The sequence below is a fragment of the Burkholderia territorii genome, assembly GCF_001718335.1.
Taxonomy (GTDB): Bacteria; Pseudomonadota; Gammaproteobacteria; order Burkholderiales; family Burkholderiaceae; genus Burkholderia; species Burkholderia territorii.
The window spans coordinates 2193997-2216499 of sequence record NZ_CP013366.1 but is presented as its reverse complement, the minus strand read 5'-3'; the positions used below and the strand labels follow the sequence as shown (position 1 = coordinate 2216499).

The 22503-nt window shown below is 65.5% G+C and carries 19 protein-coding genes, 1 tRNA gene and 1 pseudogene; 14 read left to right on the top strand and 7 right to left on the bottom strand.

The genetic code is table 11. The annotated features are described in order from the left end of the window. Positions 1-296 precede the first annotated feature (296 nt). The gene (locus tag WS51_RS20805) at positions 297-1919 is read right to left on the bottom strand and encodes an NAD(P)/FAD-dependent oxidoreductase (RefSeq protein ID WP_059770292.1); all 1623 of its coding nucleotides are present in this window, start codon (positions 1917-1919) and stop codon (positions 297-299) included. Between the two features lie 111 nt (positions 1920-2030). Further along, the gene (locus tag WS51_RS20800; RefSeq protein ID WP_006751612.1) at positions 2031-2834 is read right to left on the bottom strand and encodes an inositol monophosphatase family protein; all 804 of its coding nucleotides are present in this window, start codon (positions 2832-2834) and stop codon (positions 2031-2033) included. 280 nt (positions 2835-3114) lie between these two features. Between WS51_RS20800 and WS51_RS20795 the strand changes: the two genes are divergently transcribed. Then, a complete protein-coding gene (locus WS51_RS20795; RefSeq protein WP_069229722.1) occupies positions 3115-3939 on the top strand; it encodes an RNA methyltransferase in 825 nt (274 codons plus the stop codon). Between the two features lie 306 nt (positions 3940-4245). Then, entirely contained in the window at positions 4246-5019 is a 774-nt protein-coding gene (cysE, locus tag WS51_RS20790) for a serine O-acetyltransferase (protein WP_059450419.1), read from the top strand. Positions 5020-5058: 39 nt separating this feature from the next. Here the strand turns inward: cysE and WS51_RS20785 are convergent, their stop codons facing one another. The 4 genes from WS51_RS20785 to WS51_RS20770 all read right to left on the bottom strand — a co-directional run bounded on the left by WS51_RS20785 (position 5059) and on the right by WS51_RS20770 (position 7805). Continuing rightward, complete coding sequence (locus WS51_RS20785) at positions 5059-5859, bottom strand: UDP-2,3-diacylglucosamine diphosphatase (protein ID WP_059450418.1); 801 nt, start codon at positions 5857-5859, stop codon at positions 5059-5061. Positions 5860-5886: 27 nt separating this feature from the next. Beyond that, positions 5887-6378 (bottom strand): peptidylprolyl isomerase, encoded by a 492-nt coding sequence (locus tag WS51_RS20780; RefSeq protein WP_059450417.1) that lies wholly within the window; start codon positions 6376-6378, stop codon positions 5887-5889. Positions 6379-6466: 88 nt separating this feature from the next. Beyond that, complete coding sequence (locus WS51_RS20775; RefSeq protein ID WP_069229721.1) at positions 6467-7042, bottom strand: peptidylprolyl isomerase; 576 nt, start codon at positions 7040-7042, stop codon at positions 6467-6469. A 40-nt stretch (positions 7043-7082) separates the two neighbouring features. Then, entirely contained in the window at positions 7083-7805 is a 723-nt protein-coding gene (locus WS51_RS20770) for a tetratricopeptide repeat protein (RefSeq protein WP_059503345.1), read from the bottom strand. A 234-nt stretch (positions 7806-8039) separates the two neighbouring features. On the opposite strand from WS51_RS20770, the gene cysS reads away from it, so the two are divergent. The 4 genes from cysS (at position 8040) to tilS (ending at position 12871) form a co-directional block, all read left to right on the top strand. Further along, positions 8040-9437, top strand: a complete 1398-nt coding sequence (cysS, locus tag WS51_RS20765) for a cysteine--tRNA ligase (protein WP_059450414.1) — start codon at positions 8040-8042, stop codon at positions 9435-9437. Positions 9438-9480: 43 nt separating this feature from the next. Then, the gene (locus tag WS51_RS20760; protein WP_059503341.1) at positions 9481-10350 is read left to right on the top strand and encodes a DNA-3-methyladenine glycosylase family protein; all 870 of its coding nucleotides are present in this window, start codon (positions 9481-9483) and stop codon (positions 10348-10350) included. A gap of 99 nt (positions 10351-10449) precedes the next feature. Next, positions 10450-11421: an acetyl-CoA carboxylase carboxyltransferase subunit alpha gene (locus WS51_RS20755; RefSeq protein ID WP_006478433.1), complete on the top strand. Its 972-nt coding sequence runs from the start codon at positions 10450-10452 to the stop codon at positions 11419-11421. Between the two features lie 43 nt (positions 11422-11464). Next, on the top strand, positions 11465-12871 hold the full coding sequence (gene tilS, locus WS51_RS20750; RefSeq protein WP_069229720.1) for a tRNA lysidine(34) synthetase TilS: 1407 nt from the start codon (positions 11465-11467) through the stop codon (positions 12869-12871). A 132-nt stretch (positions 12872-13003) separates the two neighbouring features. Here the strand turns inward: tilS and WS51_RS33200 are convergent. Continuing rightward, positions 13004-13241, bottom strand: a pseudogene (locus WS51_RS33200) (hypothetical protein); the annotation flags it as partial. Here WS51_RS33200 and WS51_RS20745 point away from each other — a divergent pair. The 8 genes from WS51_RS20745 to cyoD all read left to right on the top strand — a co-directional run bounded on the left by WS51_RS20745 (position 13224) and on the right by cyoD (position 22337). Continuing rightward, positions 13224-14477 carry an aspartate kinase gene (locus WS51_RS20745; protein WP_069229719.1) on the top strand — a complete coding sequence of 418 codons (1254 nt, stop codon included), beginning with the start codon at positions 13224-13226 and terminating at the stop codon, positions 14475-14477. The pseudogene WS51_RS33200 and the gene WS51_RS20745 sit on opposite strands and share 18 nt — an antisense overlap. Positions 14478-14587: 110 nt before the next feature. Continuing rightward, a tRNA-Ser gene (locus tag WS51_RS20740) sits at positions 14588-14681 on the top strand. Positions 14682-14866: 185 nt separating this feature from the next. Then, complete coding sequence (locus WS51_RS20735) at positions 14867-16240, top strand: glycosyltransferase family protein (RefSeq protein WP_069229718.1); 1374 nt, start codon at positions 14867-14869, stop codon at positions 16238-16240. Positions 16241-16689: 449 nt separating this feature from the next. After that, on the top strand, positions 16690-18216 hold the full coding sequence (locus WS51_RS20730) for a complex I subunit 4 family protein (RefSeq protein WP_069229717.1): 1527 nt from the start codon (positions 16690-16692) through the stop codon (positions 18214-18216). 282 nt (positions 18217-18498) lie between these two features. Further along, complete coding sequence (cyoA, locus tag WS51_RS20725) at positions 18499-19386, top strand: ubiquinol oxidase subunit II (protein WP_059450408.1); 888 nt, start codon at positions 18499-18501, stop codon at positions 19384-19386. A 3-nt stretch (positions 19387-19389) separates the two neighbouring features. Then, positions 19390-21396: a cytochrome o ubiquinol oxidase subunit I gene (cyoB, locus tag WS51_RS20720; protein ID WP_069229716.1), complete on the top strand. Its 2007-nt coding sequence runs from the start codon at positions 19390-19392 to the stop codon at positions 21394-21396. Next, positions 21396-22004: a cytochrome o ubiquinol oxidase subunit III gene (gene cyoC, locus WS51_RS20715; RefSeq protein WP_059450406.1), complete on the top strand. Its 609-nt coding sequence runs from the start codon at positions 21396-21398 to the stop codon at positions 22002-22004. Before cyoB ends, cyoC begins: the two co-directional genes overlap by 1 nt. Further along, positions 22005-22337, top strand: coding sequence for a cytochrome o ubiquinol oxidase subunit IV (gene cyoD, locus WS51_RS20710; protein WP_011352504.1), 333 nt, complete (start codon positions 22005-22007; stop codon positions 22335-22337). The last annotated feature ends 166 nt before the right edge of the window (positions 22338-22503 follow it).

Here is a 22503-nt window from a genome sequence, read left to right as displayed (position 1 = left end):
CAGGTCTGGGCGTGGCTTTCCTTGTGCGCCAAGACTATCGGATCCTGCGGGGCAACAGCGAGATGCCCGCTTGCGAAAGCGGGCCGTCGATCGCTCATGCGATCGTCGAGCGTTGCCCAATGTGCCGACGACACGGTGTAACGCCGGTGACGGGTGCCAACATTCTCGTGAAGTCGCTCTGCGATCGCAGACGGTCGGCTCGATGCAGCGATTCGCGCCCGCCCCAGCGCAAGCATCGAAAGATGCCGGCTTCACCCGGCGCACGGACCTTCATGCGCCGGGCCCGCCCGTCAATATCAGGACGCGTGCCGCGACATCAGGTCGAGCGCCACCGCCTGCGCGACTTCGATGCCGTCGATCGCTGCCGAATAGATACCGCCCGCATACCCGGCGCCTTCGCCGGCCGGATACAGCCCTTCGACATTCACGCTCTGGTAATCGTCCTTGCGCCGGATCCGGATCGGCGACGACGTGCGCGTCTCCACGCCGGTGAGCACCGCATCGTGCATCGCGAAGCCGGCGATCTTCTTGTCGATTTGCGGCAGCGCTTCACGAATGGCCTCGATCACGTAGTCGGGCAGCGCGGTGCTGAGATCGGTCGGGCGCACGCCCGGCTTGTACGACGGCACCACGGAGCCGAGCGACGTCGACGGCCGGCCCGCGATGAAATCGCCGACCAGCTGGCCAGGCGCGCTGTAATCGCCGCCGCCCAGTTCGAACGCGCGTTCCTCCCATTTGCGCTGGAACGCGATGCCCGCGAGCGGACCGCCGGGATAGTCTTCCGGCGTGATGCCGACGACGATGCCCGCATTCGCGTTGCGCTCGGCGCGGGAATACTGGCTCATCCCGTTGGTGACCACGCGGCCCGGCTCCGAGGTCGCCGCGACCACCGTGCCGCCGGGGCACATGCAGAAGCTGTAGACTGCGCGTCCGTTGCTGCAGTGGTGAACCACCTTGTAGTCGGCCGCGCCAAGCTGCTTGTGGCCCGCGAACTTGCCGAAGCGGCTGCGATCGATCACCCCCTGCGGATGTTCGATCCGGAAACCGAGCGAGAACGGCTTCGCTTCGACGTACACGCCCCGGTCGTGCAGCATCTGGAACGTGTCGCGCGCGCTGTGGCCCACGGCCAGCACGACATGATCGCAGCGCAGCGTTTCGCCGTTCGACAGCTTCAGCGAGCGCACCTTGCCCTGGTCGATTTCGATGTCCTCGACCCGCGTTTCGAAGCGCACTTCACCGCCCAGTTCATGGATGGTCGCGCGCATCTTCTCCACCATGCTGACGAGGCGGAACGTGCCGATGTGCGGCCGGCTCAGGTACAGGATGTCTTCCGGCGCGCCGGCCTTGACGAATTCGTCGAGCACCTTGCGGCCGTAGTGGTGTGGGTCCTTGATCTGGCTGTAAAGCTTGCCGTCGGAAAACGTCCCGGCGCCGCCCTCGCCGAACTGCACGTTCGACTCGGGGTTGAGGATGCTCTTGCGCCACAGGCCGAAGGTGTCCTTGGTGCGCTCGCGCACGGCCTTGCCGCGCTCGAGGATGATGGGGCGAAATCCCATCTGCGCGAGGATCAGGCCGGCGAACAGCCCGCACGGGCCCATGCCGATGACGACCGGGCGCAGGAAGTTCGCGTGCTCGGGTGCCTTCGTGACGAAGTGATACGTCATGTCGGGCGTCACGCCGCAATGAGGGGTGCCGGCGAGTCGCGGAAGCACGGCCGCTTCGTCCTTGACCTCGACGTCGACGATATACGTGAGCTTGATGTCGGCACGCTTGCGCGCATCGTGCGCACGGCGGAACACCGTGTAACGGAGAAGCCCGTCTGCGGGCACGCCGAGCTCCGCGAGGCGCGCGCGGATCGCGGCTTCGAGAGCGCTCTCGGGGTGATCGAGCGGGAGTTTGAGTTCGCTGAGCCGTAACATGAGTATTCGGATACGGTCGCCACGAAGTCGCGGCGGTGTTGAAACAGGTGAGGGCGGCGCGCTGGCGGCAAGGATGCCGCGCCAGCCGCGCCGCGCGGGCGCGGCCCGGGCTTACTCCGCTGCCGGATGCACGCGGCTGTAGCGGTTCAGGATCGGGATCATCTGCGCGTAGATCTTCGGGTTCGCCGCGACGATCTCGTGACGATGCAGGAAGTCGGCGTCGCCCGTGTAGTTGCCGACGAGGCCGCCGGCTTCGGTGATCAGCAGGCTGCCCGCCGCCATGTCCCACACGTTGATGCCCTGCTCGAAGAACGCATCGAGACGACCGGCCGCGACGTTCGCGAGATCGAGCGCGGCCGCGCCCGGACGGCGCAGCCCCGTGCAGGCCTGCGTCATTTCGGTGAACAGGCGTGCATATGCGTCGAGGCCGTCCTTCTCGCGGAACGGGAAGCCGGTGCCGACCAGCGCGTCCGCCAGGCGGTCGCGGCGGCCGACGCGGATGCGACGATCGTTCAGGTACGCGCCGCGGCCGCGGGTGGCCGTAAACAGGTCGTTCTTGTTCGGATCGTAGACGACGGCCTGCGTGACGACGCCCTTGTGCTCGAGCGCGATCGACACGCAGTAGTACGGGAAGCCGTGGATGAAGTTGGTCGTGCCGTCGAGCGGATCGATGATCCACTTGAATTCGGATTCGTTCTCGGACTCGCCCGATTCCTCCGCGAGGATCGCGTGATCGGGGTAGGCGGTCTTCAGCGTCTCGATGATCGCCTCTTCGGCGGCCTTGTCCACTTCGGTGACGAAGTCGTTCTGCTGCTTCTTGCGGATCTCGATCAGGTCGAGGTCGAGGGACGCACGGTTGATGATCTGTCCGGCGCGGCGCGCAGCCTTGACAGCGATGTTGAGCATGGGATGCATGAGCCTGGATCCTGTAGCCGGCGGCACGGGCCGCCACGAAGTGGAACACACCGCCCGGAACGGTGCAAAGGTGCCGGGCGAGATGAGACGCGAATTGACAAAGAGCAGGGTACGACCCGCGCCGCACGGAATGCGACACGTAAGCGCATGATTTTACCCGATTTTCGAGCGTTTCAGGTGATCGGAATACGGGGAAACCCGCACTGGCCGTCCGGACGAGTGGGTTTGCCGGGGCGATGGCGATACCATACTGCCATTCTGATGAACCGAGTCGTATGTAGTGGAAACCCCGCAGAACCCCGCCGTGCCGTCCGAATCGGGCGCGGCCTCGTCCCTGCCGCCGTCCGGCGGCTTCACGTCTACCCGTTTCGTGCTCGTCGAGCCGAGCCATCCCGGCAATGTCGGGGCGGCTGCGCGCGCGCTGAAGACGATGGGTTTCTCGAGACTCGTGCTGGTCGCGCCGCGCGTGCCGCACGTGCAGAGCGACCCGGAGGCGATCGCGATGGCGAGCGGGGCGGATGACGTCCTTGCATCCGCGCATGTCGTGCCCACGCTCGGCGACGCGCTGTCCGGCGTTCACTGGTCGATCGCGCTGACCGCGCGCGTGCGCGAATACGGGCCGCCGCGCCTGGCGCCGCGCGCGGCCGCCGAACAGGCGCGCACGCAGGCCGGCGCCGGCGACATCGCGCTCGTGTTCGGCAACGAACGCACCGGCCTCGCGAACGAGCACGTCGAACAGTGCAGCGCGCTCGCGCACATCCCGGCGAATCCGGCCTACAGTTCGCTGAACCTTGCGCAGGCCGTGCAGGTGCTCGCTTATGAACTGCGTGTCGCGCTCCTCGAGCACGGCAATGAGCCGTCGCACCAGGCGCCGGCGGAGGCCGGCACGCTCGCGCAGAGCGACGAGATCGAGCGGATGTATGCGCACCTCGAAAACGCGCTGATCGCGCTCGATTTTCTCGATCCGCGCAACCCGAAGAAGCTGATGCCGCGGCTGCGGCGCCTGTTCGCACGCACCGGCCTCGAGCGCGAGGAAGTCAACATCCTGCGCGGCATCGCGAAGCACATTCTGCTGAAGTCCGGCACGCCGGAAGGCGACGCATAACCGGGCCGGCCCGCCGGCTGCTCGCACGCCGGGCGGCGGCTCTCCCGCGCGCGAACGCCGCATTGCATCGGCCGCTCGATGCCAGCGCCCCGGTTCGCGGCGATCTGGCGAATGGCGGCGTCGCCCCGTCGTGGCGGGCGTTCCCGACGAATACCCGCGCCGCCTGCGGGGGGAACGCGCGGCGCCGTGCGGCCGCGCGCGAGTGGCCCTACAATCGCCGAAACTCATAAGCAAATTACCCGGTGCGATAACGCGCGGCCCTTGCCGGCGGGGCGCGCCGGCCCTTTCTCAAGCCCAGACCAGATCATGTTCACTAGACTGCGCGAAGACGTTGCGACGATTCGCGAGCGGGATCCCGCCGCTCGCAGTGCCTGGGAAGTGCTGACCTGTTATCCGGGCTTGCACGCGCTCGTGCTGCATCGCTTCGCGCATGCATGCTGGCGCGCGAAACGCTACTGGCTCGCACGCTTCGCGTCGCAGGTCGGGCGTTTCCTGACGGGTATCGAAATTCACCCGGGCGCGACGATCGGCCGGCGCGTGTTCATCGATCACGGGATGGGCGTCGTGATCGGCGAAACCGCGATCGTCGGCGACGACTGCACGATCTATCAGGGCGTGACGCTCGGCGGCACGTCGCTCACGCGCGGCGCGAAGCGCCATCCGACGCTCGAGGCCGGCGTGATCGTCGGCGCGGGTGCGAAGGTGCTCGGCGGTTTTACCGTCGGCGCCGGCGCGAAGATCGGCTCGAACGCGGTCGTCGTGAAGCCGGTGCCGGCAGGTGGCACCGCGGTCGGCAACCCGGCGCGCATCGTGATGCCGGCGCAATCGAAGCCGCAGCCCGAGCGCGCCGCGTTCTGCGCGTACGGGATCACGCCGAACGCGGACGACCCGATGTCGCTCGCGATTCATGGCCTGATCGACCACGCGGCGAAGGAAAGCCGACGCGTGGACGAAATCGTTGCGGCGCTCGAGCAACTCGGCACGCACCTGGAAACGCTGCAGGGCGCGGACGCGGCGCGTCTGGACCTGCGTCGGTTGTCGGCGGTGCTGGAAGGCAAGGCGCTCGAGCGCCAGTCGTAACGCCGCGCATGCCGGCGGCTGCCGGCAGCGCCGATCGTGTCAGTCGAGCGGCATCGCGTGGATGCCTTCGGCGTCGACGCGCAGATAGCCGCCGCGCGGCGTGCCATGGTCGAGATCCCAGTCGGGCAGTACCCAGCGAATCCCGCCCGGTTCGACGTGGCGCGCGGGGCGATGCGTATGGCCGTGAATGATCACGCTCGCGCGGCTCTTGCGGAACAGCGCGGCGATGCCTTCACGCGTGACATCGTAGATCGCCGTGGCGGGGCGCATGCGGCCCGCTTCGCTGTTCGAGCGCATCCGTTGCGCGAGCGTGCGGCGCCAGCGGAACGGCCACGCGAGAAACAACGCCTGCGCGATGCCGTTGCGGGCGAACCGACGAAACATCTGGTAGCCGCGATCGGCGGTGCATTGCGCGTCGCCGTGCGCGAGCACGATGCGCTGGCCGAACGACGTGATCAACGCCGGGTCGGGCAGCAGCATTGCACCGGCCGCCTTCATGAAGCGCCGGCCGAGCAGGAAATCGCGATTGCCGTGCATCACGTAGAGTGCGATCCCGCGTTCCGAGAACGTATGCATCAGCGCGGCCATGCGCGCCGCGAACGGATCGTGGTCGAGCACGTCGTCGCCGATCCAGTATTCGAACAGGTCGCCGAGGATGAACACGGAATCGGCGCTGTCGGCCGTGTATTTCACGAAATGTTCGAACGCGGCGACCGTCTTCGGAATCGCCTCGCTCAAGTGCAGATCGGAGAGAAACAGGAACGGGCGTGCGGCTTGCGCGTATTCGCGCTCGCCCGGCACGCCCGCGGAGACGCTTCGCGGCGGACTCTCCTGCAACATCGAAGTGCCTCCGTAACGGACTATGCGTCAGACCACCACGGCCTTTTCGATCACGACGTCGTCGGTCGGGACGTCCTGGTGGAAGCCCGCGTTGCCCGTCTTGACGCCCTTGATCTTGTCGACCACGTCCTGGCCTTCGACGACCTTGCCGAACACGGCGTAGCCCCAGCCCTGCGGCGTCGGCGACGAGTGGTTCAGGAAGTCGTTGTCGTTCACGTTGATGAAGAACTGGGCGGTCGCCGAGTGCGGATCGTTCGTGCGCGCCATCGCGATCGTGTACGTGTCGTTCTTCAGGCCGTTGTTCGCTTCGTTGTCGATCGGCGCGTCGGTCGGCTTCTGCTTCAGGCCCGGCTCGAAGCCGCCGCCTTGAATCATGAAGCCGTTGATCACGCGGTGGAACACCGTGCCGTCATAGTGGCCCTTCTTCACGTAGTTGAGGAAGTTCTCGACCGTCTTCGGTGCCTTGGCGGCGTCCAGCTCGAGCTTGATGACGCCGTGGTTCGTGTGCAGTTCAACCATGATGAATTCCTTCGGTAAGGCGGTTTAAATGGCACGCGGCCGGTCGTGCGACGCGGCCGCGTGTGGCGCCGGACGTGCCGGCAGGTGCTTATTTCGAGACGATGCTGGCCGATTCGATCACGACCGGCTGGGCCGGCACGTCCTGCATCGGGCCGCGCGAGGTCGTCGCCACGCCTTCGATCTTCTTCACGACGTCGAGGCCCGACACGACCTTGCCGAACACCGCATAGCCGTTGCCGTCCGGGTTCGGGTAGTCGAGGCCGCTGTTGTCGACCGTGTTGATGAAGAACTGCGCGGTGGCCGAGTTCGGATCGCTGGTGCGTGCCATCGCGATCGTGCCGGTCAGGTTCTTCAGACCATTGCGGCTTTCGAGCGGAATCGGCACGCGCGTCGGCTTCTCCTCGAAGTTGGTCTTGTAGCCGCCGCCCTGGATCATGAAGCCCTTGATCACGCGATGGAAGATCGTGCCGTTGTACTGGCCGGCCTTCACGTAATCGAGGAAGTTGGCGACCGTCTTCGGCGCCTTTTCCGGATAGAGCTCGACGCGGATGTCGCCTTGCGAGGTCTTCAGCTGCACGACGGGGTGCGCGGTGGCCGATTGCGCGAACGCGGGCGCGGTCGCGAGAAGGGCGGCGCCGCCAAGCGCCAGCAACAGACGTTTCATTGCGATCCTCAGATTGGGAGGGAAGGAAGGTTGCGCCGCCTTACTGCGACGGCGCGACGTACGGCGCTGTCAGCGCACCGGACGGACCGTTGAACTGGAACGTCGGCGACATCGGCAGCGTGGTGGTGCTCACGTTCGCGGCGGCGCGATCGGTATACGCGCGCGTGGCCGGCGTGACGGCGCGTGCGTTCGCGGCCGCCTTCGGCGGCGACACGATCTTCTGCAGGTCGGCGAGACGCTGCGCGGTCGCGCCGCTCGTGCGGCCGAGCGATTGCGCGCGCTTGTACGATTCGGCCGCGAGACGCAGGTAAAGGTCGCCGAGGTTCTCGTACGCGAGCGAGTAGCTCGGGTTCGATTGCGTCGCGGTGACGAGCGCGCTGCGCGCTTCGTCGTAGCGGCCGTGCTTCGCGTAGAGCGCCGCGAGGTTGTTGTACGGTTCGGGCAGTTCGGGGTAGGCCTGCGTGATCGCGACGAACTGCTGGATCGCGTCGTCGTCGCGGTTCAGGCGGGCGAGCACGGTGCCGCGCTTGAACTGCGCTTGCAAGTCGTGCGGATTCGCCGCGATGCGCGCGTCGAGTTGCGCGAGCGCCTGTTTCCACTGCTTGCCGGCGATCGACGCATCGATTTCGGGCGTGCCGTCGGCGGTGGCCGGGGCCTTTTGCGCGTATGCCGCGGGAGCCGCGAAAAGCGTCAGTGCGACGCCCATGACGGCGGTCGCAACGAGGGTCGCAGCGCTCGGCGCGCGGCCGCGATGAGGTTTCATAGGCGTAAATCGGAATGTTATACTCCGAGCCATTCTAACAAAACGTCTGCGCGTTCCGGCGAGCCGCAGACAGTCTTTCTTTGCCTCTCGTGGCCGTCACCGCTGTGCTTGCAGCCTGACCGCCCCATGTGATACCGAGGACGCGCGGCGTCGTGCCGCGGCAGGTGGTCCGTCCGTTTCGCATGCTGGGCGAGCTTCGCCAGGGCGGTTTCCTTCGGCTCACGGTTCATCTCTATGGAATCACTGCGCATCTACAACACGCTCGCGCGTGACAAGCAAGTTTTCGTGCCGCGCCAGTCAGGCGAAGTGCGGATGTACGTATGCGGGATCACCGTCTACGACTATTGTCACGTGGGCCACGCGCGCATGCTGGTCGTGTTCGACCTCGTCCAGCGCTGGCTGCGTGCGATCGGCTATCGGGTCACGTACGTGCGCAACATCACCGACATCGACGACAAGATCATCCGCCGTGCGGTCGAGAACGGCGAAACGATCAAGTCGCTGACCGACCGGTTCATCGGCGCGATGCACGAGGATGAAGCGGCGCTCGGCATCCAGCGGCCGGACATCGAGCCGCGCGCGACGCAGTTCATTCCGCAGATGCTCGGGATGATCGAGCGACTGGAGGCGAACGGTTACGCGTACCAGGCGACCGACGGCGACGTCAATTATTCGGTGCGCAAGTTCGCGAACTACGGGAAGCTGTCGGGCAAGTCGCTCGACGATCTTCGCGCGGGCGAGCGCGTCGCCGCGAACGACGCGAAGGAAGACCCGCTCGATTTCGTGCTGTGGAAGCGTGCGAAGGCGGACGATCCGGAAGGCGCGTCGTGGGCATCGAAATACGGGATGGGCCGGCCGGGCTGGCACATCGAGTGCTCCGCGATGGGCTGCACGCTGCTGGGCGAGCATTTCGACATCCACGGCGGCGGCCAGGATCTGCAATTCCCGCACCACGAGAACGAGATCGCACAGAGCGAGGGCGCAACCGGCCAGACGTTCGTCAATTACTGGATGCACAACGGCTTCGTGCAGGTCGACAACGAGAAGATGTCGAAATCGCTCGGCAACTTCTTCACGATCCGCGAAGTGCTCGAGCGCTACGACGCCGAGGTCATGCGCTTCTTCATCGTGCGCACGCACTACCGGTCGCCGCTCAACTACAGCGACGTGCATCTCGACGATGCGCGCGCGTCGCTCACGCGTCTGTATACGGCGCTGAAGGATGTCGAACCCGACGCGCTCGCGCTCGACTGGAACGAACCGCATGCGCGGCGTTTCGCGGCCGCGATGAACGACGACATCAACACGCCGGTCGCGGTGGCGACGCTGTTCGAGCTGGCGGGTGAAGTCAACCGCACGCGCGATGCGGCGCTCGCGCGGCAACTGAAACAGCTGGCGGGCCTGCTGGGCCTGCTTGGCCGCGAACCGCGCGCGTTCCTGCAGCAGGGCACCGGTGCCGCGCAGGCGGGCGGGCTCGCAGCCGAAGAGATCGAAGCGAAGATCGCCGCGCGTGTCGCGGCGAAGCAAGCGAAGGACTATGCCGAAGCGGACCGGATTCGGGCGGAGCTGCTCGACGCCGGTATCGCACTTGAAGACAAACCGGGCGGATCGACCGAATGGCGTCGCGTATGAGCGCGGTGCGTTCCACTGACCGATCCGTCGGGTAGGAGGCAAGATGGCAACGGCCAGAAAAGCGCCGGTCAGGCGCGCGACTCCGCTCGCCGCGCGTCCGGCAGGCAAGCGCGCGCCGGCGGCGAAGGCGGATGCGACGCGCGCCGTGCCGAACGGCGCGCTCAACGGTCATGCGAAGCCCGCGCGCGGCAAGGGCGCGGACGCGACGCAACCGGAGGTCTCGATGGCGGCCGCCGACGCGGCACGCAAGGTGCGCGCCGCCGATCCGGCAGACGACGTCACCGAAGGCGCCGTGCGTCCCGCATACTGGGACAAGGCGTGCGCCGATCTCGTCAAGCGCGACCGCATCCTGAAAAAGCTGATCCCGAAGTTCGGCCCCGCACATCTCGTGAAGCGCGGCGACCCATTCGTCACGCTCGCGCGTTCGGTCGTCGGCCAGCAGATCTCGGTGCCGTCCGCGCAGGCGCTGTGGGCGCGCATCGAGGATGCGTGTCCGAAACTCGCGCCGCAGCCGGTGATCCGGCTCGGGGCGGACAAGCTGATCGCGTGCGGGCTGTCGAAGCGCAAGACCGAATACATTCTCGATCTCGCGCAACACTTCGTGTCCGGCGCGCTGCACGTCGACAAATGGATGTCGATGGACGACGAGGACGTGATCGCCGAACTCACGCAGATCCGCGGCATCAGCCGCTGGACGGCCGAGATGTTCCTGATCTTCAACCTGTCGCGGCCGGACGTGCTGCCGCTGGACGATCCGGGCCTGATCCGCGCGATCAGCGTCAATTACTTCAGCGGGGAGCCCGTCACGCGCAGCGAGGCGCGCGAGGTGGCCGCCAACTGGGAGCCGTGGCGTACCGTCGCGACCTGGTACATGTGGCGCAGCCTCGACACGCCGGACGCCGACGCCGATTGATGGCTATCGGGTTTTAAACATCAATAGTTGAGAGCCGGTTTTGCACGTCGCCCGCGCGGGTAGAATACGCGCTGCCGCAAGACCCAAGGATTCGAACACATGAAGACCACGTTTCTGGATTTCGAACAGCCGATCGCCGAACTCGAGGCCAAGATCGAAGAGCTGCGATTCGTGCAGGACGACTCGGCTGTCGATATTTCGGAAGAAATCGAGCGGCTGTCGAAGAAAAGCCAGCAACTGACGAAGGACCTGTACGCGAACCTGTCGCCGTGGCAGGTCTCGCAGATCGCGCGGCATCCGCAGCGTCCGTACACGCTCGATTACGTCGCGGAACTGTTTACCGATTTTCACGAGCTGCATGGCGACCGCGCATTCGCGGACGATCTTTCGATCGTCGGTGGTCTCGCGCGCTTCGGCGGCCATCCGTGCATGGTGATCGGCCATCAGAAGGGGCGCGACACGAAGGAACGCGCGGCGCGCAACTTCGGGATGCCGCGACCGGAAGGCTATCGCAAGGCCGAACGCCTGATGCGTCTCGCCGAGAAGTTCGGGCTGCCGATCTTCACGTTCGTCGACACGCCGGGCGCGTACCCGGGCATCGGCGCGGAAGAGCGCGGCCAATCGGAGGCGATCGGCCGCAACCTGTACGTGATGGCCGAGCTGAAGACGCCGATCATCACGACCGTGATCGGCGAGGGCGGTTCGGGCGGCGCGCTCGCGATCGCCGTGGCCGACACCGTGATGATGCTGCAGTTCTCGACCTATTCGGTGATCTCGCCGGAAGGCTGTGCGTCGATTCTGTGGAAGAGCGCCGCGAAGGCGCCCGAGGCAGCCGAAGCGCTGGGCCTCACCGCGCATCGCCTGAAGGCGCTCGGCCTGATCGACAAGATCATCAACGAGCCGCTCGGCGGCGCGCACCGCGATCCGAAGGGCATGGCAGCACTGCTGCGCCGTGCGCTCGCCGATTCGCTGCGCCAGTTCCAGGGCATGAGCATCGACGCGCTGCGCGAGCGCCGCTTCGAGCGCCTGATGGCCTACGGCAAGTTCAAGGAAACCACGCCCGGCGCATGACCGGCGTGTTCACATCGCGCGCCGTCCGGCGCGCGTCTGACTCGTGATCCCCTCGACCGAATTCTCCGCCGACCGCGCCGTTCTCGACGCGGTCGGCGTTGCGCTTGCCGATCTGCCGGCCGATGCGCGCATTGCGATCGCGTACAGCGGCGGCCTCGACTCGACCGTGCTGCTCGACGCGGCCGTGCGCGTGGCGGGTGCCGCCCGCTGCGTCGCGCTGCACGTGCATCATGGCCTGAGCGCGAATGCCGACGCATGGGTCGCCCATGCGCAGGAAGCAGCCGGGCGACTCGGCGTCGCGTTCGAAGCGGAGCGTGTCGACGTGCCGCGCGACAGCGGCCTCGGCGTCGAGGCGACCGCGCGCGAGCGCCGCTATGCGGCACTCGACGCGATGTGCGAACGTCACGGCGTCGCCGCGCTCTGGGTCGCGCAGCATGCGGACGACCAGGCGGAGACCGTGCTGCTGCAGTTGCTGCGCGGCGCGGGGATCGCGGGCCTGGCCGCGATGGCACCGCGTTATCGCCCTGACGGCGCGAGTGTCGAACGCGTGCGCCCGTTGCTGCGATTGTTGCGCGCGCAACTTGAGCGTTACGCGGCGCAGCGCGAGCTGACGTGGATCGAAGACGAATCGAACGGCGACACGCGCTATGCGCGCAATGCGCTGCGTCTCGACGTGCTGCCGGCGCTCGCCGTGCATTTTCCCGGTTTTCGCGATGCGCTGGGCCGGGCGGCCCAGCACGCGGCCGCCGCGCAACGGCTGCTCGACGATCTGGCCGAACTGGATTTCGCCTGCGCCGCGCGCGACGACGGCCGTGCGCTGTCGCGCGATGCGCTGGTGGCGTTCGACGACACGCGCGGCGCGAACCTGCTGCGTTTCTGGATGCGTCGGCTCGGCTTGCCCGGCGCATCGGCAGGCCGTCTCGCGAACATGATGCGGCAACTGCGCGCCGCGCACGATGCACATGCGCTGCGGGTCGATCATGCGGGGCAGTGTCTGCGGCTCTATCGCGACACCGTTTACTGGGAGGTGGGCGACAGCGCCGAGCCGGCCGACGACGGCACCGGAACGCCGCATCCCGAGTCCTCGCTCGCATGGGACGGCCAGGAAGTCTGGCACGTGCCGGCATGGCGCGGCACGTTCGTGTTCGCGCCGGCCGAAGCCGGCAGCGACGGTGCGGTGCCGGAGGCCCTGTTGCGAAGCGCGGTGCTCGCCGCGCGCGCGCGCTCGGGCGGCGAGCGGCTGCGCACGTGGCCAGGCGGTCCCGGCCGCACGCTGAAAAATCTGTTCCAGGAGCGCGGCGTGCCGGCCTGGCAGCGCGACGTGCCGCTGCTGTTCGCGGGCGAGCGGCTCGTCTACGTGCCGCGGCTCGGTGTGAATCATGGCGACGGGCTCACCGGCGACGGCGGGTGGCGCCGGATCGAATGGCGTCCCGACCTGCTGATCGCGTAGCGGCGGCACACGGTGGCACGCTTCCGGCGGCACGATCGCGCGCCGGTTTTCACCATTTGGTAAACAGCGCCGGAACGCCTGCCGAACCGGCGAGCGGCTTGTCAAGCGGGCCTCTATCGGGTACGCTCGGTCGTTTGCTCGGCTCGATTTTTGAGCGATTTGTGCAGGTTTTCCGCGTGACGTACCCGGTTTGCGCGGCCTGATCGGCCTTCCGGGCAAAATCCGTCACGCTTGCGTGTTGCGTCCCAGCCGTTCCCCTCGTCGTCCGTCCACAGCCACAAGCCGCGTGACCGAACGGCAACGCGGCCTGCCCAGCGCGCCCGTGCGGCTTCTCCTTCAGTTCAGAACGACAATGGCACTCATCGTACACAAATACGGCGGCACTTCGATGGGCTCGGTCGAGCGCATCAAGAACGTCGCGAAACGCGTCGCAAAATGGCATCAGGCCGGGCACCAGATGGTGGTCGTGCCGTCGGCGATGTCCGGCGAAACCAACCGTCTGCTCGGTCTCGCGAAAGAGATTTCGAGCCAGCCGAGCCCGCGTGAGCTCGACATGATCGCGTCGACCGGCGAGCAGGTCAGCGTCGGCCTGCTGTCGATCGCGCTGCAGGAAATCGGCGTCGAGGCCGTGAGCTATGCCGGCTGGCAAGTGCCGATCAAGACCGACAGCGCGTTCACGAAGGCGCGTATCCATTCGATCGACGACGAGCGCGTGAAGGCCGATCTCAACGCCGGCAAGGTCGTGATCATCACGGGCTTCCAGGGCGTCGATCCGGACGGCCACATCACGACGCTGGGCCGCGGCGGCTCGGACACGTCGGCAGTGGCGGTCGCGGCCGCGCTGGGCGCGGAAGAGTGCCTGATCTATACGGACGTCGACGGCGTCTACACGACCGACCCGCGCGTGGTGGAAGAGGCGCGGCGCCTCGATCGCGTGACGTTCGAGGAAATGCTGGAAATGGCCAGCCTCGGCTCGAAGGTCCTGCAGATCCGCTCGGTCGAATTCGCCGGCAAATACCAGGTGAAGACGCGCGTGCTGTCGAGCCTGACCGATCCGCTGATTGCGCTCGACGAAGAAATGCGCTCGGGCACCCTGATTACTTTTGAAGAAGACGAGACCATGGAAAAGGCAGTCATTTCCGGCATCGCGTTCCAGCGCGACGAAGCACGCATTGCGGTGATGGGTGTGCCCGACAAGCCGGGCATCGCGTATCAGATCCTCGGCCCGGTCGCCGACGCGAACGTCGACGTCGACATGATCATCCAGAACCAGAGCGTCGAAGGGAAGACGGACTTCACGTTCACGGTCGGCCGCGGCGACTACCAGAAGGCAATGGACGTCCTCACCAACCAGGTGCAAGGCCATGTGAGCGCCGAGCGCGTACAGGGCGACCCGAAGGTGTCGAAGGTGTCGGTCGTCGGCGTCGGCATGCGTTCGCACGTGGGCGTCGCGAGCAAGATGTTCCGCACGCTGTCGGAAGAGGGCATCAACATCCAGATGATCTCGACGTCCGAAATCAAGATTTCGGTGCTGATCGACGAGAAATACATGGAGCTGGCTGTCCGCGCGCTGCACAAGGCATTCGAACTCGACCAGGCGGCGTGAATTTTTTGTGATGCATTGAAGAAAATGCATCACGGAAATTGACGTACGGTTCGAAACCCTATATTATCTCGTTCTCGTCGCACTGCCTCCCTGGTGCGAGCGAAAGTTTGGGAGACGTGGCCGAGAGGTCGAAGGCACTCCCCTGCTAAGGGAGCATCTGGGCCAAAACCTGGATCGAGGGTTCGAATCCCTCCGTCTCCGCCAAAAGCGGTGACAAAGCCCCGCAAGTTCTCGGACTTGCGGGGCTTTTTCTTTTCCGCACGCGCTTCCGTGCGCGCCGCGCGGCGTCGCGCTTCGTCCGGACAGCCAATCAATGCTCGACTTGTGCGCCGCTCATGCGCTAAATAGGCGTATCGCCTCGCGCGGCTCAATCCGGAGCTCCTGCACGCATGCATTCCGTACTGACCATCCTTTCGCATCGACCCGTCGACGGGCTCGTCGACAATCACGAACGTTACGCGCGCGGCCGCGACTACCGGCACGCGATCGTCGACGGCACGCACGTGTACGGCGAGCGCCAGCAGGTGCTGCACAAGTATCACGCGATCATCGCGCAGCTCGTCGCGATGGAGCAGGGCGCGTTGCTGCTCGTGCTCGATCCGTTCTCGGTGGTGTTCGGCCAGCATGCGTTGCCGGATGTCGCGGGCGCTTATGACGCGATCGTCACGACGCAGACGCCCAAGTCGCCGTTGCCCGCCGCGAGCGGCATGATCTTTCGCAACGTGCCCGACGTGCGCGAATGCCTGCGCAAGCTGGTGGTCGAGCTCGGCAAGTGGGCGATGCGCCTGCCCGAGCGGCAGCACGCGTGCGAGGCGACGCTGCTGGCCGAGCACTTCCCGCCGCTGCCGTTCGACCAGCCGCTCGCGACTGGCTACTTTGCATCGGCCCAGACGGTGTGGGGCGACGGGCTCGCGATCGACGAGGTCGTCGGTGCGCATCCGCTCGTGGCGCACCACGCGCCCGAATGGCAACAGATCGACGGCGTATGGGCGCCGACGCCCGACTACGACTTTCGCTACGTGCTCGCACTCGTCGACGATGCGGCGCGCGTTCAACGGGGCGAGCACCCGCGCGCGATGGATGACTGGCGCGCCGCGCAGCAACGCACGCGCGAGCCGGCGCGCCACCTGAACCCGCATGCGGACATCGCGTTCGTGAGCCTGCACACGTCGCACATCGCCGGTTACGGCGATCTTCACGAAGAGAACTTCATCCGCTATTGCACGCGGCACGGTTATGCGTACCACGCGTATCGCGAACCGCCCGCGTTCCTGCCGGCCGGCGTCGATGCGAACTGGGCGAAGCTGCACCTGATTCGCGAACATCTGCCGGATCATGCGTTCGTGTTCTGGGTCGATGCGGACATCCTCGCGATCGATCAGCGGCAGACGGTCGACAGCGTGATCGACGGCCGCGATTTCGTGATCGGCACCGACCACACGGCCTGGGCGATCAACTCGTGCATGATCGGTGTGCGCAACGTCGCGCCGATGCGCGAACTGGTCGGGCGCATATGTGCGCGCATCGAGAGCTTCGACGATCGGTCGTCGGTTTACGCGAGCGGCGGCGACCAGCAGGCGATCTATGTCGAACTGCTGGAGGCGGGCATGATCGACGCGCGCTACATCGTCGATGCGATGTCGCTCGCGTCATCGCCGGTCTATGCGACACGCGACAGCCGCTTCGTCCATTTCCCCGCGCAACACAACCACTATCGAGCGGTGACGATGCGCGTATGGGACAAGCTGAGCCATCACCGCTGATGGAATGCGCCGCGAATTTCGACGTTCGCGAGCGCGGCGATCGTGGCTCGCGCGAATGAAAATGAAAGAATCGATGTAAGGATAGCGCCCATCTCATCCATCGTTCCCCGCATCCAGCGCTTGCACGCCAAAGAACCGGCCTTTGGAAAAAAATGCGGCGATGCACCGACTCACGCGATCGACATTGCGTCGTAATACAAAAAATTACTCATAAAAATCAGCGGACTATCGGCGCATCGCAAACCGCCGCTTTGCTGCGATGCAAAAAATAATCAACAGCCTTATGCTGGTTAACCCGATTGCGCTTGAGCGGCATCAACCTTCGCGCTGATTCCGCTTTACATTTTGCCAACATTGGCGATCCACGAAATCTATCTGTCGATTTGATTTCGTTCCTTTCGTCACGCCTGTTCCAAATGCAGCGCGCGACCTTCTCAAGGCCTGTTGACATGCATGATTTCCCCTTCCTGAGCCTGGCGATCTGGCTTCCGATCCTGTTCGGCGCGTGCCTGCTGCGCGCTGGTTCCGACCGTCATCCGCATCGCACGAGATTGATTGCGCTCGTCGGCGCACTCGCCGGGCTGGCCGCCGTCGTGCCGCTCGTCACCGGTTTCGATTCCCACTCCGCCGCGATGCAGTTTTCCGAGACGCGCAACTGGCTGGCGGCGTTCAACGCCGGCTGGCGCGTCGGGATCGACGGCGCGTCGCTGTGGCTCGTCGTGTTGACCGCCTTCACGACGCTCGTCGTCGTGATCGCGTCGTGGGAGTCGGTGACCGTGCGCGTCGCGCAGTACTACGCGTCGTTCCTGATCCTGTCGGGGCTGATGGTCGGCGTGTTCGTCGCGCAGGACGGGCTGCTGTTCTTCATCTTCTTCGAGGCGACGCTGATTCCGCTGTACCTGCTGATCGGCACGTGGGGCAGGGAGCAGCGCGTGTACGCGGCGGTGAAATTCTTCTTCATCTCGTTCGCCGGGTCGCTGCTGCTCTTGATGGCGATGCTGTACCTGTACGCGAAGTCTCATACGTTCGACATGAACGCATGGCGCACGCTGCAGCTCGGCTTCGCGCCGCAGTTGCTGGTGTTCCTCGGCTTCTTCGCCGCGTTCGCGGTCAAGGTGCCGATGTGGCCGGTGCATACGTGGCTGCGCGACGTCTACACGGACGGCCCGACCGGCGCGGCGCTGATGCTCGCGATGCTCAAGCTGGGCGGCTACGGCTTCCTGCGCTTCGCGCTGCCGATCACGCCGGACGCGAGCCACTTCTTCGCGCCGGCCGTGATCGCGCTGTCGCTGTTCACGATCGTCTATGCGAGCCTGATCGCGCTCGCGCAGACCGATCTCGGCAAGCTGCTCGCCTATTCGACGGTCGCACACATGGGGATCGTCACGCTCGGGCTGTTCCTGTTCAACCGGATCGGCGTCGAGGGCGCGATCGTGCAGCTCGTGTCGTACGGCTTCGTTGCGGGCGCGATGCTGCTTTGCGTGAGCGTGCTGGTCGATCGCACGAAACAGCGCGAGATTGCCGCGTACGGCGGCGTGGCGGGCGTGATGCCGCGCTTCGCGACGTTCGCGCTGCTGTTCGCGATGGCCAACGTCGGCCTGCCGGGCACGTCGGGATTCGTCGGCGAGTTCATGGTCATCATGGGCGCGATCCGCGTCAACTTCTGGATCGGTGCGATCGCGGCACTCACGCTGATTCTGAGCGCGTCGTACACGCTGTGGATGGTCAAGCGCGTCGTGTTCGGCAAGATCGCGAACGCGCGCATCGCGAAACTCGCCGATCTCAGCCGTCGCGAGATCGTGATGTTCGCGTCGCTCGCGCTGATCGTTCTGATGGTCGGCGTCGATCCGAAGCCGTTCACCGACGCGATCGACCCGACCGTCGCGCGGCTGATCGACGACGCCAGCCATTCGAAGCTGCCGGCCGGAGACGGCGACGCACCCGCACAGGCGTACATGGCAGCGACGCACGGCTGATCGCGCGAGGTCGCGCACGACGACCGCGCCGCACGACGGCGAGGTCGTTGCGCACACATCCATTCGGAGGACGGGCGCGGGCGGCGTCCGGCCCGCTGGCGCTCGCCCTCCGGCTGCGTGAAATTGCCCCGCGACAATCTGTCTCACAGCAGATTTTGCAATGATGATTTGCCGCATCCACCGGTTTTTCGTCGCGCCCGCGCGACGTATGATTCGGCCACTTTCGTGGATCGAATGCGCATCGGGCATACGCAACGGATTCAATGACCCTCGGGCTGTGTGATGAAAAGAAAAGCTTCAAGAGGCTGGACGGCGCTGATATCGATCGGCGCGGCGCTGAGCCTGTCAGGCTGTAATTTAGATGTACTAAATCCGAAAGGAAGCGTCGGCGCCGCTGAAAAGGCGCTGATCGCAACGTCGACGTGGGCGATGCTGATCGTCGTCGTGCCGGTGATCCTGCTCACGCTCTGGTTCGCGTGGCGCTACCGCGCGTCGAACCGCAACGCCGCCTACGCGCCGAACTGGTCGCACTCGACCGCGATCGAGGTCGTGATCTGGACGGTGCCGACGCTGATCATCCTGTTTCTCGGCGTGCTCACGTGGAAAACCACGCACGAGCTCGATCCGTACAAGCCGCTCGAGTCGTCGGTGAAGCCGATCGACGTCGAGGTCGTCGCGCTCGACTGGAAGTGGCTGTTCATCTATCCGGAGCTCGGCATCGCATCGGTGAACCAGCTCGCGATTCCGGTCGGCACGCCGGTGAACTTCCGCATCACGTCGGATTCGGTGATGAACTCGTTCTTCATTCCGCAGCTCGGCGGCCAGGTGTACGCGATGGCCGGCATGCAGACGCGCCTGCACCTGATCGCCGACGAAGCCGGCGACTACGCGGGCACCTCCGCCAACTTCAGCGGTCGCGGCTTCTCCGACATGAAGTTCCGCACGCTCGCCGAGCCGCGCGAGCAGTTCGACGCGTGGGTGCAGAAGGTGAAGGCCTCGCCCGACCGGCTCGACGCGACCGTGTACGGCACCGTCGCGCAGCCGAGCGAGAAGGCGCCCGTGCGTTACTTCTCGTCGGTCGATCCGCGGCTCTTCCACAACATCATCGCGAAATACAACGATGGCCACGTCCTCGACCTGAAGGACGCCGCCTGCGGCACGAAGGGGTAACGCATGTTCGGCAAACTCACACTATCGGCGATCCCGTTCGATCAGCCCATCATCATGGGGGCCGGTGCCTTCATGGGACTGGTCGTGCTGGGCATCCTCGCCGCGCTGACGATCACCGGCCGCTGGAAGTGGCTGTGGACGGAATGGCTGACGACGGTCGACCACAAGAAACTCGGCGTGATGTACATCATCGTCGCGCTGATCATGCTGCTGCGCGGCTTCGCCGACGCGATCATGATGCGCATGCAGCTCGCGCTCGCGTACAACGCGCCCGGCTACCTGCCGCCTCACCACTATGACCAGATCTTCACCGCGCACGGCGTGATCATGATCTTCTTCATGGCGATGGTGTTCATGGTCGGCCTGATGAACCTCGTCGTGCCGCTGCAGATCGGCGCGCGCGACGTCGCGTTTCCGTTCATCAACTCGCTGTCGTTCTGGATGACGGCAGTCAGCGCGATCCTGATCAACGTGTCGCTCGTGATCGGCGAGTTCGCGCAGACGGGCTGGCTCGCGTATCCGCCGCTGTCGGAGCTGCAGTTCAGTCCGGGGGTGGGGGTCGACTACTACCTGTGGGCGCTGCAGATCTCGGGGGTCGGCACGCTGCTGACCGGCGTGAACTTCTTCGTGACGATCATCAAGATGCGCGCGCCCGGCATGACGCTGATGAAGATGCCGGTGTTCACGTGGACGGCGCTCTGCACGAACGTGCTGATCATGGCGTCGTTCCCGATCCTGACCGCGACGCTCGCGCTGCTCGGTCTCGACCGTTACCTCGGCATGCACTTCTTCACGAACGAGGCGGGCGGCAACGCGATGTTGTACCTGAACCTGATCTGGGCGTGGGGCCATCCCGAGGTGTACATCCTGATCCTGCCGGCGTTCGGCATCTTCTCGGAAGTCATCGCGACGTTCTCGAAGAAGCCGCTGTTCGGCTACAAGACGATGGTGTATGCAACCTGCGCGATCATGGTGCTGTCGTTCCTCGTGTGGCTGCATCACTTCTTCACGATGGGTTCCGGTGCGAACGTGAATGCGTTCTTCGGGATCATGACGATGATCATCGCGATTCCGACCGGCGTGAAGGTGTTCAACTGGCTGTTTACGATGTATCGCGGCCGGATCGAATTCACGACGCCCGTGCTCTGGACGATCGGCTTCATGGTCACGTTCACGCTCGGCGGCATGACCGGCGTGATGATGGCGATCCCGGGCGCGGACTTCGTGCTGCACAACAGCCTGTTCCTGATCGCGCACTTCCACAACGTGATCATCGGCGGCGTGCTGTTCGGCTATCTCGCGGGCTTCAACTACTGGTTCCCGAAGGCGTTCGGCTTCAAGCTGAACGAGAAACTCGGCAAGGCCGCGTTCTGGTTCTGGCAGGTCGGCTTCTACGTCGCGTTCGTGCCGCTCTACGTGCTCGGCTTCATGGGCATGACGCGGCGACTGAACCACTACGACAATCCGGCGTGGCATCCGTGGCTGCTCGTGGCCGCATTCGGCGCCGTGCTGATCGCGATCGGCATCGCGTGCCAGCTGCTGCAACTGGTCGTCAGCATCCGCAACCGCAACCTGCCGGCATATCGCGACACCACGGGCGATCCGTGGGGCGGCCGCACGCTGGAATGGGCGACCTCGTCGCCGCCCGCCGAGTACAACTTCGCGGTGATCCCGCAAGTGCGCACGCTCGACGCGTATGCCGACATGAAGGCACGCGGCGACGGCCGGCCGAACCCGGCGACGATCCGCGATATCCACATGCCGTCGAACACGTGCGCGGGCCTCGTGGTCGCGGTCTTCAGCCTGGTGCTGGGCTTCGCGCTCGTGTGGCACATCTGGTGGGTGGCGATCGGCGGGCTGCTCGGCATCATCGCGACGCTCGTGGTCTACAGCTCGCGTGACAACGACGGCTACTACATCCCGGCGTCGAAGGTGCGCAGGATCGAAGAGAAGCAACCGGCGGCGCGCGTGGCCACGCGTGTCGACGACGTGGAACTGGAGGCCAACTGATGTTGCAGAAAACCTTGAGCGCAACCTTGCTCGAGCACGACGACCATCCGCCGTCGCACTCGGTGTTCGGCTTCTGGCTGTACCTGATGACCGACTGCGTGATCTTCGCGGCGCTGTTCGCGACGTTCGCGGTGCTCGGCAACCAGTACGCGGGCGGTCCGACCGCGAAGGACCTGTTCGACATTCCGGGCGTCGCGGTGGAAACCGCCGCGCTGCTGCTGTCGAGCATCACCTACGGCTTCGCGATGCTGGCCGCGTACAAGCAACGGCGCGGCGCGCTGCTCGCGTGGCTCGCGGTGACGTTCGTGCTCGGCGCGGCGTTCCTCGCGATGGAACTGCGCGAGTTCTCGCACCTGATCGCGCAAGGCGCGGGCCCGCAACGCAGCGCGTTCCTGTCGGCGTTCTTCACGCTGGTCGGCACGCACGGGCTGCACGTGACGGCCGGCCTCGTGTGGATGATCGTGCTCGCCGGGCAGATCGTATTGCGCGGCGGCGACCTGACCGATCGCGACCTGCGACGTCTGACGTGCCTGAGCCTCTTCTGGCACTTCCTCGACATCGTGTGGATCTGCGTGTTTTCCTTTGTCTATCTCGCGAGCGTGATCTAAATGGCTCATTCGCATTCGTCTCAACTCGAAGAAGGGCACGGCAGCGTCGGCGGCTATGTTGCCGGCTTCATCCTGTCGGTGCTGCTCACGGCAGCGTCGTTCGGCCTCGTGATGGGCGGCGTGCTGTCGCCGCACGCATCGCTGATCGCGCTGGCCGTGCTCGCGTTCGTGCAGATCGTCGTGCACCTCGTGTACTTCCTGCACATGAACGGTTCGTCCGGCCAGCGCTGGAACGTGATGGCGTTCAGCTACACCGTGCTGACCGCAGCGATCCTGATCGTCGGCACGCTGTGGGTGATGCACAACGTCAGCATGAACATGATGTCGCGCTGACCGGCATCGCGGCGCAGCGGACGATCTCCATGCGCAGTCATGCAGCAAAGGCGGCACACCAGTGCCGCCTTTTTTGTTTCGGCCGCGCGGTGAGGGTGGTTCTTCAGTGCGTGCTCGCGCTCAGGCTTGCGTCGGTCTTCAGCGCATGCACGAACGTATAGGCGCG

Bases quoted from the DNA above. Each gene is read 5' to 3' on its own strand.
- WS51_RS20800 (WP_006751612.1), bottom strand. From the start codon at position 2,834: ATGCATCCCATGCTCAACATCGCTGTCAAGGCTGCGCGCCGCGCCGGA.
- WS51_RS20735 (WP_069229718.1), top strand. From the start codon at position 14,867: ATGCATTCCGTACTGACCATCCTTTCGCATCGACCCGTCGACGGGCTC.
- cyoC (WP_059450406.1), top strand. From the start codon at position 21,396: ATGTTGCAGAAAACCTTGAGCGCAACCTTGCTCGAGCACGACGACCAT.
- cyoB (WP_069229716.1), top strand. From the start codon at position 19,390: ATGTTCGGCAAACTCACACTATCGGCGATCCCGTTCGATCAGCCCATC.
- WS51_RS20745 (WP_069229719.1), top strand. From the start codon at position 13,224: ATGGCACTCATCGTACACAAATACGGCGGCACTTCGATGGGCTCGGTC.
- WS51_RS20760 (WP_059503341.1), top strand. From the start codon at position 9,481: ATGGCAACGGCCAGAAAAGCGCCGGTCAGGCGCGCGACTCCGCTCGCC.
- cyoD (WP_011352504.1), top strand. From the start codon at position 22,005: ATGGCTCATTCGCATTCGTCTCAACTCGAAGAAGGGCACGGCAGCGTC.
- WS51_RS20785 (WP_059450418.1), bottom strand. From the start codon at position 5,859: ATGTTGCAGGAGAGTCCGCCGCGAAGCGTCTCCGCGGGCGTGCCGGGC.
- WS51_RS20780 (WP_059450417.1), bottom strand. From the start codon at position 6,378: ATGGTTGAACTGCACACGAACCACGGCGTCATCAAGCTCGAGCTGGAC.
- cysS (WP_059450414.1), top strand. From the start codon at position 8,040: ATGGAATCACTGCGCATCTACAACACGCTCGCGCGTGACAAGCAAGTT.
- WS51_RS20775 (WP_069229721.1), bottom strand. From the start codon at position 7,042: ATGAAACGTCTGTTGCTGGCGCTTGGCGGCGCCGCCCTTCTCGCGACC.
- cysE (WP_059450419.1), top strand. From the start codon at position 4,246: ATGTTCACTAGACTGCGCGAAGACGTTGCGACGATTCGCGAGCGGGAT.
- cyoA (WP_059450408.1), top strand. From the start codon at position 18,499: ATGAAAAGAAAAGCTTCAAGAGGCTGGACGGCGCTGATATCGATCGGC.
- WS51_RS20770 (WP_059503345.1), bottom strand. From the start codon at position 7,805: ATGAAACCTCATCGCGGCCGCGCGCCGAGCGCTGCGACCCTCGTTGCG.
- WS51_RS20730 (WP_069229717.1), top strand. From the start codon at position 16,690: ATGCATGATTTCCCCTTCCTGAGCCTGGCGATCTGGCTTCCGATCCTG.
- WS51_RS20755 (WP_006478433.1), top strand. From the start codon at position 10,450: ATGAAGACCACGTTTCTGGATTTCGAACAGCCGATCGCCGAACTCGAG.
- WS51_RS20805 (WP_059770292.1), bottom strand. From the start codon at position 1,919: ATGTTACGGCTCAGCGAACTCAAACTCCCGCTCGATCACCCCGAGAGC.